10 protein-coding genes are annotated in these 17,094 nt (G+C 54.5%); 3 read left to right on the top strand and 7 right to left on the bottom strand.

Going from position 1 to position 17,094, the window contains the following annotated elements; all coding sequences use genetic code 11:
- The first annotated feature begins 106 nt into the window (after positions 1-106).
- A complete protein-coding gene (locus AC2FC2_RS20000) occupies positions 107-925 on the top strand; it encodes a siderophore-interacting protein (RefSeq protein WP_209635456.1) in 819 nt (272 codons plus the stop codon).
- Positions 926-1,398: 473 nt separating this feature from the next.
- On the top strand, positions 1,399-2,499 hold the full coding sequence (gene chaA / locus AC2FC2_RS19995) for a sodium-potassium/proton antiporter ChaA (protein ID WP_209635458.1): 1,101 nt from the start codon (positions 1,399-1,401) through the stop codon (positions 2,497-2,499).
- Positions 2,500-2,539: 40 nt separating this feature from the next.
- On the opposite strand, the gene lpxO is transcribed toward chaA, so the two are convergent.
- From lpxO to putP, 7 genes are all read right to left on the bottom strand, one after another.
- Positions 2,540-3,442: a lipid A hydroxylase LpxO gene (lpxO, locus tag AC2FC2_RS19990; RefSeq protein ID WP_209635468.1), complete on the bottom strand. Its 903-nt coding sequence runs from the start codon at positions 3,440-3,442 to the stop codon at positions 2,540-2,542.
- A gap of 235 nt (positions 3,443-3,677) precedes the next feature.
- The gene (phoH, locus tag AC2FC2_RS19985; RefSeq protein WP_209635493.1) at positions 3,678-4,463 is read right to left on the bottom strand and encodes a phosphate starvation-inducible protein PhoH; all 786 of its coding nucleotides are present in this window, start codon (positions 4,461-4,463) and stop codon (positions 3,678-3,680) included.
- Between the two features lie 684 nt (positions 4,464-5,147).
- Positions 5,148-7,295 carry a TonB-dependent receptor PqqU gene (pqqU, locus tag AC2FC2_RS19980; RefSeq protein WP_490308152.1) on the bottom strand — a complete coding sequence of 716 codons (2,148 nt, stop codon included), beginning with the start codon at positions 7,293-7,295 and terminating at the stop codon, positions 5,148-5,150.
- Positions 7,296-7,508: 213 nt separating this feature from the next.
- Positions 7,509-8,807, bottom strand: coding sequence for an iron uptake transporter deferrochelatase/peroxidase subunit (gene efeB, locus AC2FC2_RS19975; protein ID WP_490308151.1), 1,299 nt, complete (start codon positions 8,805-8,807; stop codon positions 7,509-7,511).
- An 11-nt stretch (positions 8,808-8,818) separates the two neighbouring features.
- Complete coding sequence (gene efeO, locus AC2FC2_RS19970) at positions 8,819-9,955, bottom strand: iron uptake system protein EfeO (RefSeq protein WP_490659778.1); 1,137 nt, start codon at positions 9,953-9,955, stop codon at positions 8,819-8,821.
- A gap of 18 nt (positions 9,956-9,973) precedes the next feature.
- Complete coding sequence (gene efeU, locus AC2FC2_RS19965; protein WP_209635501.1) at positions 9,974-10,819, bottom strand: iron uptake transporter permease EfeU; 846 nt, start codon at positions 10,817-10,819, stop codon at positions 9,974-9,976.
- Positions 10,820-11,061: 242 nt separating this feature from the next.
- Complete coding sequence (putP, locus tag AC2FC2_RS19960) at positions 11,062-12,546, bottom strand: sodium/proline symporter PutP (RefSeq protein WP_490659777.1); 1,485 nt, start codon at positions 12,544-12,546, stop codon at positions 11,062-11,064.
- 568 nt (positions 12,547-13,114) lie between these two features.
- Between putP and putA the strand changes: the two genes are divergently transcribed.
- Positions 13,115-17,086: a trifunctional transcriptional regulator/proline dehydrogenase/L-glutamate gamma-semialdehyde dehydrogenase gene (gene putA, locus AC2FC2_RS19955; RefSeq protein ID WP_490659776.1), complete on the top strand. Its 3,972-nt coding sequence runs from the start codon at positions 13,115-13,117 to the stop codon at positions 17,084-17,086.
- Positions 17,087-17,094 lie beyond the last annotated feature (8 nt).

Below are 17,094 nucleotides of genomic sequence, written 5' to 3'. Positions count from 1 at the left end.
GACCCAATCACCGATTTGTGTGGCTAGCGCTGCGCCAATCAGCAAACAATTCTCATTATCAAATGGCATGATATACTCACCGCCAAACGAACATAAGGAGAACCCCGTGACTACCGAAGCCCCACGCTCACGCGCGCCCTACCTGATTGCAGTCAGTGCCATTCGCGATATTACCCCACACCTGCGTCGTATCACCTTTACTGCGCCCGACCTGGGTTATTACCCGGCTAACGCTGCCGCCGCACACATTAAGGTTTTTCTGCCGCTTGAAGGCCAGACGCAGCCTGACTTGCCAACGCTAACCGAAAATGGCCCACGCTGGGCGGCAGATGCAGTACGCCCGATCGTCCGCACCTATTCCATCCGTGCGGTACGCCCAGAACAGGCAGAAATCGATATCGAGTTTGCTATACACGATCACAGCGGCCCGGCCGTTAATTTTGCCCGTGAGGCTAAAGCTGGCGATAAAATAGGTATCAGCAATCCCGGCGGCCCTAAACCGATGTTGCCAGAGGCTGATTTCTACTGTCTGGCTGGCGATCCGTCTTCATTACCTGCGCTGGCAGCATTGTTGGAAAATTTACCGGCAGCCAGTGAAGGCCATGCCTTTATCCGTGTCGATAGCGCAGCCGACGTGATCGACCTGAAAAAACCTGCGGGCTTTGAACTGAGTTGGATTATTGGTGGCACCGAGAAAACAGCAGAATTGGTTACGCAGTTTTGCGCCTTACCCTTGCCACAAGCCGACACCCAATACTGGCTGGCGGGTGAAGACCGGCTGGTGGTCGAACTGCGCCGCTACCTGCGCCGTGAGCGCCAATGTGATCGTAATCAGCTTTATGCCGTACCTTACTGGCGTGAGGGTCTAAATGAAGAGGGTTATCATAATAAACGGCATGAAATTATGGATAATATTGACGCCTGACGATATTTTTTCCCTTTATTAACCATACAATAGATGCAGAGACTGCAATTTATGTGCCGTTAATGAGTAAAATTCAGCTCACTGCGTAAAAGTAAGTAAAGAAAACCGCATCCGATGCGGTTTTTTTGTTAATCTAGTCACAGATCCCCAAAATAATCCTGCTGCATCGCGGCTGCACGCGTTGACCCGCAAGGTGAGGCCACGGATGAGCCGAATCGCAACGCAGCTAAAAAAATGCGGCTTGAAGGATAAGAGGGACAACGCAAGCCTAGGCTTTTTTACGTTAACAACATCACATCATTCCCCGGCGCGAGCCACTGGGTGTATCCTATTATTATTAAATGTAAATATACCCACTGCATTTCAAGCTGCGACTTGCAAGGCGACGGGTAAACATTCTGGATGCGCAGAGCTGTCCTTAATGGCAGTCAGCGATGACGGGACCACGCTGTTTGAGAAGGAGTACCATCGAAATGAAGTCGCAAAACGATCCTGGCCGATCCAAATCCCGCCACACTGAATACTCACTGCTTTTCCCGATTGCCGCACTGGTGGTACTGAATCTGTGGGGCACTACCAGCAATTTCCCGCTGATCGTCGGCATTAACATTGTTGCTCTGATCGGTATTCTCAGCAGCGCCTTCAGCGTCGTCCGCCATGCCGACGTGCTGGCTCACCGTTTGGGTGAACCCTATGGCTCGCTGATCCTCAGCCTGTCCGTGGTCATCCTGGAAGTGAGCCTGATTTCCGCGTTGATGGCGACCGGCGATGCCGCGCCGGCGCTGATGCGCGATACGCTCTATTCCATCATTATGATTGTCAGTGCCGGGCTGGTGGGTTTTGCCCTGCTGCTTGGCGGCCGCAAATTTGCGACCCAATACGTTAACCTGGGTGGCATTAAGCAGTATTTGATGGCCATCTTCCCGCTGGCAGTGATTGTATTGGTGTTCCCAAGTGCCCTGCCAGGTGGCAACTTCAGTACCGGTCAGGCGCTGCTGGTCGCGGTCATTTCCGCGGCTATGTATGGGGTGTTTCTGGTTATCCAAACCAAAACTCACCAGAGCCTGTTTGTCTACGAGCATGAAGATGACGATGGCGATCCGCACCACGGTAAGCCTTCCTCGCACAGTAGCGCCTGGCATGCCGGTTGGTTAGTGGTGCATTTGATTGCGGTAATCGCGGTGACCAAGTTCAACGCCAATCCGCTGGAAGGTTTGCTGACCAAGGTAAATGCACCGGCGCAGTTTACCGGCTTCCTGGTCGCACTGTTGATCCTGTCACCTGAAGGTTTGGGCGCACTGCGCGCGGTCTTGAACAACCAGGTGCAACGCGCCATGAACCTGTTCTTCGGCTCCGTGCTGGCCACCATCTCCCTGACGGTGCCCGCGGTGACCATCATCGCCACGCTGACCGGACAAACGCTGATCTTCGGCCTGCAAACCCCGCATATCGTCGTGATGCTGACGGTGTTGCTATTGTGCCAGCTGTCGTTCTCGACCGGCAGAACCAACGTACTGAACGGCACTGCGCACCTGGCGCTGTTCGCCGCTTATATGATGACTATCTTTGCCTGAATAACCGATGGGCGCACGTGCTGCGCCCATCGTCTTTACACTATATTGCGAAAAACACGCCCGCCGCGATACCGCCAAACAAAATCCATTTAATGATGTAATAGCCAGTACGGTTCCACGCTTTTAACCGTTTCCCCACTTTACGCACCGCATAGATGTACTTGAACAGCTTATTGACGCCACCGGTGCGATCGCCCTCTTCATTTGGCGCGGTAGCCGCACTCATCAGGTTGCGGCCCAACCAATGGTTGATAGCTTGCGCCCAGCGAAAACGCATCGGCCGCTCGATATCACAAAACAGAATCAGCCGGTTCTGCCCACTCTGGTTTTCGGCAAAATGCAGATAGGTTTCATCAAACATCACGCCCTCGCCGTCACGCCAACTGTAGCGCTCACCGTCCACTTCAATAAAGCAGCGGTCATCATTCGGCGTAATCAACCCCAGGTGATAACGCAACGAACCGGCGTAAGGATCGCGATGCCGCGGCAAACGGCTACCGTCCGGCAGTTCGGCAAACATTGCTGCCTTGACCGAAGGCAGGCTGCGCAGCAGCGCGGTCGTTTGCGGGCACAGGCTCATCGCCGATGGATGGCTGTCTTCATACCACTTGAGATAAAAACGCTTCCAGCCGGTTTTGAAGAATGAATTGAAACCGGCATCGTTAAATTGATCCGATGCTTTAATCTGCTGGATCGCCATTAACTGCTGCCCTTCATCACGAATGGTTTGCCAATTATCCCGCAGCACCTGTAGCTCTGGGAATTGCTCCGGCTTCAAATAAGGCGTGGTCGGCACCCGTGAAAACAGATACATAAAAACATTCATCGGTGCGGTAAAGGTGGAATGATCCGAAAGCTGCCGCCAGAAGTTATAACGCACCCGGCCACGGTAATGCACATACACAACGCATAAAATAAATAGAAGTAAAATAATGTATTTCATGATTGAACCGCATTGAAGATCCCAACACCCTGTACGCCAATCCAGCGTACACCCCAGTTATTTCCTTTTGGCGGATGAACCGCGTCGCCCTTCCGGAACACCACTAATCATTAACGCTAATTAAACGAAAATCTATACAAAAAACCACAATAATTTACACAAAAGCTAAACGAGCGGGGATTAATGGCAGGCAAGAAAAAGGCCGCCGAGGCGGCCTTTGATGAGCAGGCAGGTGTTAACTGTAGGCGTTGAGCGTGCGCTGGCACAGGGCGGAGCGGACGCAGTCTTGTTTATCAAAGCGGATGATGCCGATCATGTCATCCTCTTCGAAGCGCTCCATCGCGTCGCTGAGGCCGGACTTCACGCCGCGCGGCAAGTCGCATTGGGTTATGTCACCATTTACGATTACCGTTACATTTTCGCCCAAGCGGGTCAGGAACATCTTCATCTGGCTGGCAGTGACGTTCTGGGCTTCATCCAGGATAACCACCGCATTTTCGAAGGTGCGCCCGCGCATGTAGGCGAAAGGCGCGATCTCTACCTTGCCGATTTCCGGACGCAGGCAGTATTGCATAAAGGACGATCCTAAGCGGCGCACCAGAATGTCATACACCGGGCGGAAATAAGGGGCGAACTTCTCAGAAATATCCCCAGGTAAGAAACCGAGGTCTTCATCCGCCTGCAGAACCGGACGAGTAACAATTATCCGATCCACTTCTTTGTGTATAAGGGCTTCTGCCGCTTTCGCGGCGCTGATAAATGTTTTGCCGCAGCCGGCTTCACCGGTGGCAAAAATCAACTGTTTCTTATCTATGGCTATTAAGTAATGACCCTGAGCTTCGGTTCGTGCCAAGATGGGAGAGCTGTCGCGCTTGTCTCGCGCCATGCCGATAGACTCAACACCACCCATTTGTACCAGCGAGGTTACGGACTCTTCTTCAAGCTGGCGATGACTACGAGCGTCACGACGAATAACGCGTTTCGCTTCACGACGTGCTTTGATCACTGCTTTTTGTCTCATAGTGGCACCTTACAGTTTGTTTCACCTACCGCAACGGCCTGGCCGTGCGATTATGTTTCACATACAGATGCGATTTTGGCTCCCTTTTGAGCCAGCGATAGCCAATAGAAAACGTGAATACCCGGCAGGCATTTCGGCATGTCGATTTTTCACGGGACAACGCGATTGTGACATTAAACGTAGAGTAGAAAGTGACAAGAGTTTGTGTTGCCGGGAATGCGTTTTGGTCAGGAAAAGAGTGTCGGAGAGAGAGCCCTCGTTACAACGAGTCATCAGGAAAGGTTTGTTATTTTCTCTTTCTAGCCCAACCAAGGACTTTACCATTAGCGATCCCCGCAGTGATATTTACAGCTTCGAGCTGTGCACCGTGTGAAAACTACCGCCAGATGATTACAGTATAATGACATTCATCTCTCGCGCGTTGCTAAAATGTAAAAAAGATTAATATTTTTTGTTTTCAGCCGCTGCAAGAACACTATATCACGCCGAATATGTCATTCAATAAAATTTTTTAATTATTAAATATCAATACTTTATGATTAAAATCGGCAAATGACATTTCGGTTTCCTGATTAAATTTTAAACAAACAAAAAACTGCCGTTCTTACCCCATTTATAAATAAAAAAGGCGGGAAAGCTCCCGCCCTGGTGTTCTTTGATTACGTCAGTACCGTCTCGTCACGCCTACTCAAAGGTATAAGAAACGCTCACTCCGCCGCCCCAGTTTCTCCCCGGAGCCGGTTCGTAGTAACGTCCATTGCCTTCATTGACGATCACCGAACCTACGTATTGTCGATCGAACAGATTGTCCACCCGACCGAAAACATTCAGCATCCAGTTTCCCATCGGATAACGGTAGCCGGTATTCAAGCCCACGGTTGTGTAGGCCGGAGCCTGTTCAGTGTTGGCATCGTTCACCTCGATGTCACTCATATAGCGAATCTCCGCACCGGCATACCAGCCTTCCGGTGGGGACCAGGCCAGCGAAGCATAGCCCATGTTGCGTGCGATGCCCGGCATACGGTTGCCACTGGGCACCTTGTTCGCCGCCGAGCACTGGCTGTCCCCGCAGACATCATCGCGGTAGCGTGCATCCAGCAACGTCCAGGCCAACTGCACCCGCCAGTCGTAAGCGAACTGCTGATCCAGTGCCAGCTCCAGCCCGCGTCTGCGGGTTTGCCCGGCATTTTTGTAACTGGTGCGCCCGTTGCTGCTTTCATCTACCACAATTTCATTGCGTGTGTCGGTCTGGAAAACGGCTGCGGTCAACAAGCCATTGCCAATACGGGTTTTACTGCCCAACTCCACCGTGTCACTGGTCGCAGGCTGTAAACCAAAGTTAAGCCCAGCCTGATCGCCGGAGCGGTACGACAGCTCATTAATGGTCGGTGTTTCAAAGCCGCGACCGGCTGACAGATACAGGTTCCAACCGCTCATCACGGCATAGTTGAGGGAGCCGGCCGGCAGCCACTGGTGATAGCTTGCGCTGCCACTGTCATCGCCGTTACTGCCGGTGATGTAGTGATCGTTGGAGTCGAAATTGACGGTGCTGTAACGCATCCCCACATCCAGCGTCAGTTGTTGGGACAACTGCCACGACGTTTGCAGGTATGGGTCCACATTCCACATCAGGTTGCGCTCGTTCCGACGCAACGCACCCTCAGTGCCCAGTTCCGTAACGCCATTAACCCGAGTAAAGTTTTCATACCCTTTGCGCTGTTCGGTCATGGTTTCATAATCCAGCCCACCGGTCAGGGTATAAGGCACGCCCAGTTCGCCACGGTGCGTCCAGCGAGTATCAATCCCCTGATAGTGACGCGTCAGGTCAATCACCCCGCCAGGATGCTGCGCGCTGCGTTGTTGCACCGCAACCGGTATCGATTGATATTGCGTGGTTTCACGCTCGCCGGCGTACATCATGATGCTCAAGTCATCATTGACGCCCATTTGGCGCTCGTAATGCAAACCGGCCTGGGTTTGCGACGTGCTTTTACGCGTATTGTACTGATCGGCGCGTGGCGCCTGCCGGGGATTATCATGCCATTCGGCTGACGTCAGGCCACCGGGATCATTGGCATTGATATCGACACTGTTGAACAGCAGCGTAAGCGTGCTGACATCATCGATGCGCACGCCCAGCTTGGCATTACCAAGATTTTTCTGCGCACCGCTGTGATCGCGGAACCCCTGAGTGGTGAAACGCGTGCCTGAAATGGTGTAGTTAACATCACCCGCGTGGGTTCCGTCACCGGTTGCCCCGGTCGCCTTGACGCCATAGCGCCAGGTGCCGTAACTGCCAAAGTATGAACTGGCCTCAAGGCGGGTGGGCTGTTGGCCGGTTTCGGTTTCCACGTTCACCATACCGCCAGACGCGTTGCCGTAAAGTGCGGAAAATGGCCCGCGCAACACTTCCACTTTTTCGACCGAATTCAGATCTATGTTCGACGTTTGCCCTTGCCCATCAGGCATGGTGGCAGGAATGCCGTCAACATAAATACGCACTCCGCGCACGCCATACATTGAGCGTGCGCCAAAACCGCGCACCGATAACTGCAAATCTTGCGCATAGTTCTGGCGATTTTGGATTTGCAGACCAGGCACGCTACCCAGGCTTTCCGACAGGTTGATCTGCGGCCGTGCTTCACGGATTTGATCGCCAGTGACCACGCTAACGGCCGCCGGGGTTGAGAGTTCAGAAAGACCGCTGCGCTTGGCAGTGACCACCATGGTCTGTTCGCTATCCTTGTCCTGCGCAAAGCTGGCAGAAACAGGCAGTAGAGCCGGAATAACCAGCGCTGAAACTGCCAACCGGTTTTTATGAGTGCTTTTCATCAGGAGAATGCCGTTAAAGGGACAGAATGATATGAACCATTTGGAACGTTATGGCCAACATGTTAATGCTTTTAACAAAAAATGAAAATAGTTAGCCTAATTAAAGCCCGGTCCATCAATAGCGCAAGGCCACTGTTGATTTTAATTAACCGAGGTTCATCGTGAAGAGCTGAAATAAGGAGGCGGGGAAGTCCCCGCCCAATGAGATGTAATTTATGCCTTTAGCAGCCCGCTACCCAGGTAATCATTGGCGTCTTTTACCCCCGGCAGCGCAAAGAAATAGCCGCCACCGATAGGTTTGACATACTCTTCCAGTGCCTCGCCGTTCAGGCGTTTTTGCACCGTCAGGAAGCCTTTTTCCAGATCGGCCTGGTAGCACACAAACAGCAGCCCCATTTCCAACTGGCCGGAATTGGATACGCCGATCGAATAGCTGTAACCACGGCGCAACAGCAAATTGCTCTGCGTTTGTGGCGTACGCGGGTTCGCCAGACGGATGTGCGCATCCATCGGGATCATTTTGCCCTCGGGATCTTGGGCGTAGTTCGGCTCGTCATGTTCATGCTTCATGCCAAGCGGCGCACCACTGTGCTTCTCGCGCCCAAAGATGGTTTGCTGTTCCTGCAAGGGTGTGCGGTCCCAGAACTCGACGTGGAAGCGGATAATACGCGCAGCCTGATAGCTGCCCCCCACCGCCCACGCAGGTTCCCCGGCGTTGTCAGCCACCCACACCACCTGGTCCATCAGCGGTTTGTCGTCGGTTTTCGGGTTGGCGGTACCGTCCTTAAAGCCCAACAGGTTGATCGGCGTTTCTTTGCCTTTGCTGCGGGCAGCATGAGCGGATATAAATCCTTCGCGCTTCCAGCGCACGCTGAGCAGATCCGGCGAATGCTTGATAATGTCACGCAATGCATGGATCACCGTCTCATTGGTATTCGCGCAAATCTGCAACACCAAATCGCCGTGGCACAGGCTGGCATCTAATGAATCGTTGGGGAAACGCGTCATTTTCTGCAATCGCAGCGGTTTGTGCGCCTGCAGACCGAAACGCTCGTCGAACAGCGAGGTTCCAACCGACACGGTGATGGTCAGGTTATCGGGATAAATCTCCGGCCCCATAATGCCCGAATCGAGCGGCGGCAGCTTGGGATCAACCTCCGGGGCCTTACCGCCCGTGGTCAAAAAGGCAATGCGGGTGGTCAGCAGCCGAAATAGCCGCTCCAAATCCTGCTTGTTGCTTGCCAGTACGTCGAACGCCACCAGCATCATTGCCGCCTGCTGCGGGGTGAGAATACCGGCCTGATGTACACCATAGAAGGGTTGCTTCTGCCAACGTTCATCCTGCGGTACCGCCAGCGGTTCAGCGGCGCTATCTTTTGCCTGAGCCAAACGGCTGCTGCCCAACGCCAAAACGCCGAGCCCTAACCCTTGCAGCAAACGCCGACGCGACGGTGACGCCGCGCCCTGGGGTTGCTGATGCGGCCCGTTTTCCGGGCCGATCTTGTTACTCATAGTGCTTTGCCTCAATCCAGACCCAGAACGCCACGCAGTTGTGACAGGTCTTCCGCCAAGGTGGTGATTGGCCCCTTCATGGCTTTACGATCGGCATCCGTCAGCTTCTCGTAAGACTCATAACCCTCTTTGGTTTTATATTTCGCCAAGATGGTATCCACGGTTTTGAAGTTGGCGTCAATCTTGTCCAACAACGGCTTGTTGGCCTTAACCACCAGCGGGCGCAGCAGGTTCACAATTTTTTGTGCACCGTCGACGTTGGCCTGGAAGTCCCACAGATCAGTACGGCTATAACGATCTTCTTCACCACTGATTTTGCTCGCGGCCACTTCCTCGATCAAACCGGCTGCACCACCGACCACTTTGCTTGGCGGGAAGGTCAGATCGTTCACGCGTTTTTGCAGCTCAACGGTGTCGTTATACAGTTGCTCCGCGTATTTGCTCATGTCTTTGGTGGTGTTGTCGGCAAACAGCGCTTTTTCCAGTCGGTGGAAACCGGTGAATTTCGGATCTTCCGCTTTCTTCTCGTAATCATCTTCACGGGCATCGATACTGCCGTCCAGATCAGAGAACAGCTCAGCAATAGGTTCAATGCGCTCGTAGTGTTGACGTGTCGGGGCATAGAGTTTGCGCGCCAGCTCCACGTTGCCGGCTTTTACCGCATCGGTGAACAGTTTGGTCTGTTTGACCAGCCCCTCCACTTCCTTGGTCACGTAAACTTTATATTCAGCAATCGGCCCAACCAAATCCATCGCATTAGGTTTGCCGTCAGTGGCCGCGCCGGCAGCAGCCGTCACGATCAATTTACCCTTCGGATTACTGAGCAGGCCGCAGGTCATGTCGTACTCACCCGCATCGAGATTTGCCGTCATTTTCTGAGTGAAGCCCGGCGCGATATTCTCGCGCTCTTCCACCACCATCACCCCTTTCAGGATTTCCCATTCAACGTTTTTCTGGCTGGTGTTGTGCACCACAAATTGGGTTTTACCGGCCGGCACGGTCAATTGCATCGGCTCACACTGTTTGTCGTTTACGGTTATCTTTACCTGCGGCACGTCCGCCGCTAAGGCGTTGGTGCTCAGCGCGAACGCCGGGAGAGCCAGTAATGCTGCGTGCAACGCCTTGCGGCGGAATAACGGAGTAGACATACAAGATTCCCTCTTAAATTAATGATTGATTTTACGTTGCGCCGAAACCGCAGCCGGTTCCGCACGCTGCGGCAGGAAAAAGAAAATCAGAGCCGGGATCAGATACAAGAAATAGACCACCACTTCACTCACCGTCGGTGCTTCCTGGTAGCCGAAGATCCCCTCAAGCAGGGTGCCAAACAGTGAATGGGTTGAAAGGTGGTTGCTGAAATCGAAGGCAATATCCTGGAAATGGTTCCACAGCCCGGCCTCGTGGAAAGCACGAATCGCGCCTGCGGCCAGACCGGCAGCAACGAACAGAATAAACAGGCTGGTCCATTTGAAGAATTTGGCCAGGTGCAGCTTCACACCGCCCCAATAGATCACCATGCCCAGAATGATCGCGGCAACCAGGCCCAGCACCGCACCGATCGGGGCCGCAATCCCCACGTCTTGCTGGAAGGCCGCCAGCAGGAAGAACACCGACTCTAGCCCTTCGCGGGCAACGGCAAAGAACACCATAGCCACCAGCGCCCAGCCCTGGCCTTTGCCGGAGTTGAGCGCATTGTCGATCGCCCCTTCCAGATGCACCTTGACCGACTTGGACACTTTACGCATCCAGAACACCATATAAGTCAGGATAAACACGGCCACCACGGCGACAATGCCCTCGAACAGTTCTTGCTGCTTCTGGGGGAATTCACCGGTGGTTTCATTGATGAAAATGCCAAGCGCCAGGCACAGGGCAGCGGCAACAATCACCCCTATCCATACCACGCCTAGCCATTGACCCCGCTGCGTGCGTTTTAGGTAGCTGGCGATCAGGCTGACGATTAACGCAGCCTCCAACCCCTCACGGAACATGATAAGGAAGGGAACAAACATAAGTAATAACCCCTAAAAAGGCATCTGCTGCAAAGCGCCCGCACGCCGAAACGGCGGCAACGCCAATGTAAAGAAAAGTAAAACACAACGATAGTGATTATCATTCTGGCTGGCGGAAATACAAGAGCGGCAAGGGTGATTTTTTCTAATCAAATGTCGCCAGTTGTTTCAGGCAGATGACAGCAAGGCGAGAAATGACAAAGGACGCATTAAGCGTCCTTTGGTCTTGCACTACGAGAGCGTTAAACGGTTTTGAACTCGGCTTCAGCCTGTTCGAAACGTTCGGTAATGGTCGTCGAAGGTTTGCGCCCTATCAGGCTCACCACGACAATGGCGACGCAGCCAAGCAGGAAGCCAGGGATAATTTCATACAGCCCCAACCAGGCAAAGTGTTTCCAGACGATCACGGTGCCCGCTCCCACCAGCATACCGGCCAATGCGCCATTACGCGTCATGCGTGACCACATCACAGAGATCAGGACGACCGGGCCAAAGGCCGCGCCGAAACCGGCCCACGCGTAGCTCACCAGACCCAATACGCGGTTTTCCGGGTTTGCTGCCAGTGCGATAGCCACCAACGCCACGACCAGCACCATGATACGCCCTACCCACACCAGCTCACGTTGGCTGGCACCTTTACGCAGGAAGGCTTTGTACAGGTCTTCGGTAATGGCACTTGAACAAACCAGCAGTTGGCAGCTCAGGGTGCTCATTACGGCCGCCAGAATCGCCGACAGCAGAATGCCCGCAACCCACGGGTTGAACAGAATCATCGCCAGTTCGATAAACACGCGTTCGCCGTTCTGCGACACATTACCCGCCAATTCCGGGTTGTTGGCGAAGTAGGCAATGCCGAAGAAACCAACGGCAATGGTGCCAGCCAGACACAGAATCATCCAGGTCATGCTGATACGGCGTGCGCTGCGGATAGTGCGGTGAGAGTCTGCGGCCATGAAACGCGCCAGAATGTGTGGTTGACCGAAATACCCCAAGCCCCAACCCAGCAGCGAAAGAATAGCCACAAAGTTCAGGCCTTTCAGCATGTCGATATTGGCCGGATTCTTCGCCTCAATCACCAGCATTGACGTGTCGATCCCCCCAACGGCAAAGATCACAATCACCGGCGTCAAGATCAGCGCGAAAATCATCAGGCTGGCCTGTACGGTGTCAGTCCAGCTCACCGCCAGGAAACCGCCAATAAAGGTATAAAGGATAGTGGCAGCAGCACCGGCCCACAGCGCCGTTTCGTAGCTCATCCCAAAGGTGCTTTCGAACAGGCGCGCGCCGGCCACGATACCGGAGGCACAATAGATGGTGAAGAATACCAGGATGACAATGGCTGAAATCACCCGCAACATCTTGCTGCTGTCTTCAAAACGGCTGGTGAAATAATCCGGTAACGTTAGGGCGTTATTGTTGGCCTCGGTGTGAACACGCAGCCGCCCCGCCACCAGTTTCCAGTTAAAGTAAGCGCCGATCGTCAGGCCAATGGCAATCCAGCTTTCTGAAATGCCGGACAGGAAGATGGCGCCCGGCAGGCCCATCAGCAACCAGCCGCTCATATCTGATGCGCCGGCAGAGAGCGCGGTCACTACGCTACCCAAGCTACGACCGCCCAGAATGTAGTCGTCAAAGTTATTGGTTGCCCGGTAGGCAAGTAAGCCGATTAACACCATCCCGAAGATATACACCAGGAAAGTCACCAGCATTGGTGTGCTCATTGTCATGAAATTCTCCACTCTCATTATTATTTCGCGCTGTATTGCGATAGTTACTGCTTGCCAATCCGCCGGAACGTGGCGAAATGCGGACACCCCGCAGGTGAAATATAGTTTCCACCCGTAATTGTCTGACCGCTGGCTATCCTAGTTGACCTGTTCATTACCCAACAAGACATTTAACAACAAAGTTACACAAAGTTTACCCTGCGTCACATTTAACCGCTCTCAAAGTTGCACCAGCTACACCCCAAAAGAGTTGCACCTCATATAAACGCGGCCTTACCCCTGAAATTACTGGGGATAACACGCCTAAATGCCCTATTCACCCCCGTTGTTTATCCTGTCTGTCAAAAGCAGCAGCAAGAACCGTGCCGGTTATCGATGTTAAAAAACTGATGAAACTCACACTTCGCTCATCAGCTTGATTTAACAAGGTTGCACAAAGTTGCAACATGCAGGATATTGTCTGCATTCATCACAGCACACAACGCACGAACCTATCCCCACAGGCTATTTGGCCCGCAGTGTGTATAGCCTGATGGGATAGGTTCTTAAACACAGGAGTTGGATTGGCATGGGCACTACCACAATGGGCGTGAAGCTCGACGAGGCAACGCGCGATCGCATCAAAAGCGCAGCACAGCGTATCGATCGCACGCCACACTGGCTGATCAAACAAGCCATCTTTAATTATCTCGAACGTCTCGAGAACGGTTCCGATATTCCTGAAATTCCTGCACTTGCCGCCGCCGGCCAGGCCGAAGCGGACGACATTATGCCGCAAGTGCAAGAAGAGTCCCACCAGCCATTCCTTGAATTTGCAGAACAGATTCTGCCCCAGTCGGTTAACCGCGCTGCCATCACGGCGGCTTATCGCCGCCCTGAGACCGAAGCGGTGCCGATGTTACTTGAACAAGCGCGATTACCTGCCGATCTTGCCAAAGCTACCCATAAGATGGCTTACAGCATCGCAGAAAAATTGCGTAACCAAAAAAGTGCAAACGGCCGCGCCGGGATGGTGCAAGGTTTGCTGCAAGAGTTCTCGCTTTCCTCACAGGAAGGCGTTGCGTTGATGTGCCTGGCAGAAGCCCTGCTGCGTATTCCAGATAAGCCAACCCGTGATGCGCTGATCCGCGACAAAATCAGCAACGGCAACTGGCATTCCCACCTCGGCCGCAGCCCGTCTCTGTTTGTTAACGCCGCCACCTGGGGCCTGCTGTTTACGGGCAAACTGGTGTCGACCCATAACGAAGCTAACCTGTCTCGCTCATTGAACCGTATTATCGGCAAAAGCGGTGAGCCGCTGATCCGCAAAGGCGTGGATATGGCGATGCGCCTGATGGGTGAACAATTCGTTACCGGTGAAACCATCGCCGAAGCGCTGGCTAACGCCCGCAAGCTGGAAGATAAAGGTTTCCGCTACTCTTACGACATGTTGGGTGAAGCTGCCCTGACCGAAGCTGACGCCCAGGCTTATCTGGTGTCCTACCAGCAAGCCATCCACGCGATCGGCAAAGCATCCAACGGCCGTGGCATCTATGAAGGCCCGGGTATTTCGATCAAGCTTTCTGCACTGCACCCGCGCTACAGCCGCGCGCAGTACGAACGCGTCATGGAAGAGCTTTACCCGCGCTTATTGTCACTGACGCTGCAAGCGCGCCAATATGACATCGGCATTAACATCGATGCCGAAGAAGCCGACCGTCTGGAAATCTCACTCGATCTGCTGGAAAAGCTGTGCTTTGAGCCACAATTGGCAGGCTGGAACGGCATTGGTTTCGTTATCCAGGCCTATCAGAAACGTTGCCCGTTCGCCATCGATGCGGTGATCGACATGGCACAACGCAGCCGCCGCCGTCTGATGATCCGTCTGGTGAAAGGCGCTTACTGGGACAGCGAGATCAAACGCGCCCAAATGGACGGTCTGGAGGGCTATCCGGTATATACCCGCAAGGTCTACACCGACGTTTCCTATCTGGCCTGCGCGCGCAAACTGTTGGCTGTGCCAAATTTGATTTACCCACAGTTCGCTACTCACAATGCCCATACCCTGAGCGCCATTTACCATTTGGCGGGCAATAACTACTACCCAGGTCAGTATGAGTTCCAATGCCTGCACGGCATGGGTGAACCCCTGTATGAGCAAGTCGTGGGTAAAGTGGCTGACGGTAAGCTGAACCGCCCTTGCCGTATTTATGCCCCGGTCGGCACCCATGAAACGCTGCTGGCGTATCTGGTACGTCGCCTATTGGAAAACGGCGCCAATACCTCATTCGTTAACCGCATCGCCGACGCCACGCTGCCGCTCGACGAGCTGGTTGCCGATCCTGTCAGCGCAGTCGAAGCTCTGGCTGCGACGGAAGGTCAAATTGGCCTGCCGCATCCACGCATCCCGCTACCACGCGAACTGTACGGCGAGAAACGCACCAACTCCAGCGGCCTGGATCTGTCCAACGAACAGCGTCTGGCCTCCTTGTCCAGCGCACTCTTGACCAGCGCCACGCATCCATGGCGCGCAGAGCCAATTATCGACGCTGAGCTGGATCAAGGTGTTGAGCAACCGGTGATTAACCCTGCCGAACCGGGCGATGTCGTCGGTTACGTACGTGAAGCCACCGAAGCGGAAGTCAGCCGGGCGCTTGATGCCGCCGCCGCCGCCGGCCCAATCTGGTTTGCTACCCCACCGTCCGAACGCGCCGCGATCCTTGAACGCGCCGCTGAACTGATGGAAGGTCAGTTGCAGAGCCTGCTGGGTATTCTGGTACGCGAAGCCGGTAAAACCTTTAATAACGCCATCGCAGAAGTCCGTGAAGCGGTCGATTTCCTGCATTACTACGCAGGCCAGGTACGTGATGACTTCGCCAATGACAGCCATCGCCCTCTGGGCCCGGTCGTCTGTATCAGCCCGTGGAACTTCCCACTGGCAATCTTCACCGGCCAGATTGCCGCGGCACTGGCAGCAGGCAACAGCGTGCTGGCCAAACCGGCAGAACAAACCCCACTGGTTGCCGCGCAGGCCGTGCGTATTCTGTTGGAAGCCGGTATTCCGCAAGGCGTGCTGCAACTGCTGCCAGGCCAGGGCGAGAGCGTTGGTTCGGTACTGGTTAACGATGCCCGCGTCCGCGGTGTGATGTTTACCGGTTCTACCGACGTCGCCGGTATCCTGCAACGCAGCATCGCCGGCCGTCTGGATCCGCAAGGGCGTCCAACCCCGTTGATCGCCGAAACGGGCGGCCTGAACGCCATGATCGTGGACTCTTCGGCGCTGACTGAACAGGTCGTAACCGACGTAGTCGCTTCCGCTTTCGACAGCGCTGGCCAGCGTTGCTCTGCCCTGCGTATCCTGTGCATTCAGGAAGACGTGGCAGATCACACGTTGCAAATGTTGCGCGGTGCGATGGCCGAGTGCCGCATGGGTAACCCGGAACGCCTGTCTACCGATATCGGTCCGGTGATCGATGCCGATGCCAAAACCGGTATCGAACGCCATATCCAGGCGATGCGCGCCAAAGGCCGCAAGGTTTATCAGGCAGCGAAAGGCAATGCGCAGGATGAGAAAGAGTGGTCACGCGGCACCTTCATCAAACCAACGCTGATCGAACTGGACAGCTTTGATGAGCTGCAAAAAGAGATCTTCGGCCCAGTGCTGCACGTGGTCCGCTTCCAACGCACCAATCTGGAGTCGCTGGTCGATCAGATCAACGCCGCCGGTTATGGCCTGACGCTGGGTATCCACACGCGTATTGATGAGACCATTGCCCGCGTGACTGAGCGCGCCAAGGTCGGTAACCTGTACGTCAACCGCAACATGGTCGGTGCAGTCGTCGGCGTACAGCCGTTCGGCGGCGAAGGCCTGTCCGGCACCGGTCCGAAAGCCGGTGGTCCGCTGTACCTGTATCGTTTGCTGGCTAACCGCCCGGATGACGCCGTACAACGCACCCTAAACCGTCAGGATGACGAACGCCCGCTGGAAGCCACCACACGACCACAGCTGCTAAAAGCACATCACGCGCTGGAACAATGGGCAATGGCCGATAAACAACCGGAACTGGTTGCCTTGGCACAGCGTTACGCCGAATTGGGCCAAGGTGGCACCATGCGTCCTCTGCCAGGCCCGACCGGCGAACGCAATACTTATGCCCTGCTACCGCGTGAGCGCGTTCTGTGCCTGGCCGATAACGAGGCCGATGCCTTGACGCAGTTGGCGGCGGTATTGGCAGTAGGCAGCAGCGTGTTGTGGCCAGAAGCCGAGCTGCAACGCAGCCTGTATCGCCGCCTGCCGGCAGCCGTTCAGGCCAGCATCAGCTTCAGCAAAGATTGGCAGCAGGATAAGGTCGAATTCGACGCCGCCATTTACCACGGCGACGCCGATCAGTTGCGTATCCTGTGTGAGCAAATCGCCCAGCGCAGCGGTGCAATCGTGTCAGTGCAGGGCTTTGCCCACGGCGAAACCAATATCCTGTTGGAGCGCCTGCTGATAGAACGCTCGCTGAGCGTGAATACCGCCGCCGCCGGCGTCAGCGCAAGCCTCTTGACGATCGGTTAATCGGTTGC

The organism is Serratia sp. CoH_122_TC_1 (assembly GCF_058191755.1).
Note: the sequence above shows the minus strand (reverse complement) of the source record. Positions and strands in the feature narration are given on the sequence as shown.

What these genes read in the sequence shown, in the direction of transcription:
- efeO (WP_490659778.1), bottom strand. Translation starts at nt 9,955, where the DNA reads ATGTCTACTCCGTTATTCCGCCGCAAGGCGTTGCACGCAGCATTACTG.
- chaA (WP_209635458.1), top strand. Translation starts at nt 1,399, where the DNA reads ATGAAGTCGCAAAACGATCCTGGCCGATCCAAATCCCGCCACACTGAA.
- phoH (WP_209635493.1), bottom strand. Translation starts at nt 4,463, where the DNA reads ATGAGACAAAAAGCAGTGATCAAAGCACGTCGTGAAGCGAAACGCGTT.
- lpxO (WP_209635468.1), bottom strand. Translation starts at nt 3,442, where the DNA reads ATGAAATACATTATTTTACTTCTATTTATTTTATGCGTTGTGTATGTG.
- putA (WP_490659776.1), top strand. Translation starts at nt 13,115, where the DNA reads ATGGGCACTACCACAATGGGCGTGAAGCTCGACGAGGCAACGCGCGAT.
- putP (WP_490659777.1), bottom strand. Translation starts at nt 12,546, where the DNA reads ATGACAATGAGCACACCAATGCTGGTGACTTTCCTGGTGTATATCTTC.
- pqqU (WP_490308152.1), bottom strand. Translation starts at nt 7,295, where the DNA reads ATGAAAAGCACTCATAAAAACCGGTTGGCAGTTTCAGCGCTGGTTATT.
- efeU (WP_209635501.1), bottom strand. Translation starts at nt 10,819, where the DNA reads ATGTTTGTTCCCTTCCTTATCATGTTCCGTGAGGGGTTGGAGGCTGCG.
- efeB (WP_490308151.1), bottom strand. Translation starts at nt 8,807, where the DNA reads ATGAGTAACAAGATCGGCCCGGAAAACGGGCCGCATCAGCAACCCCAG.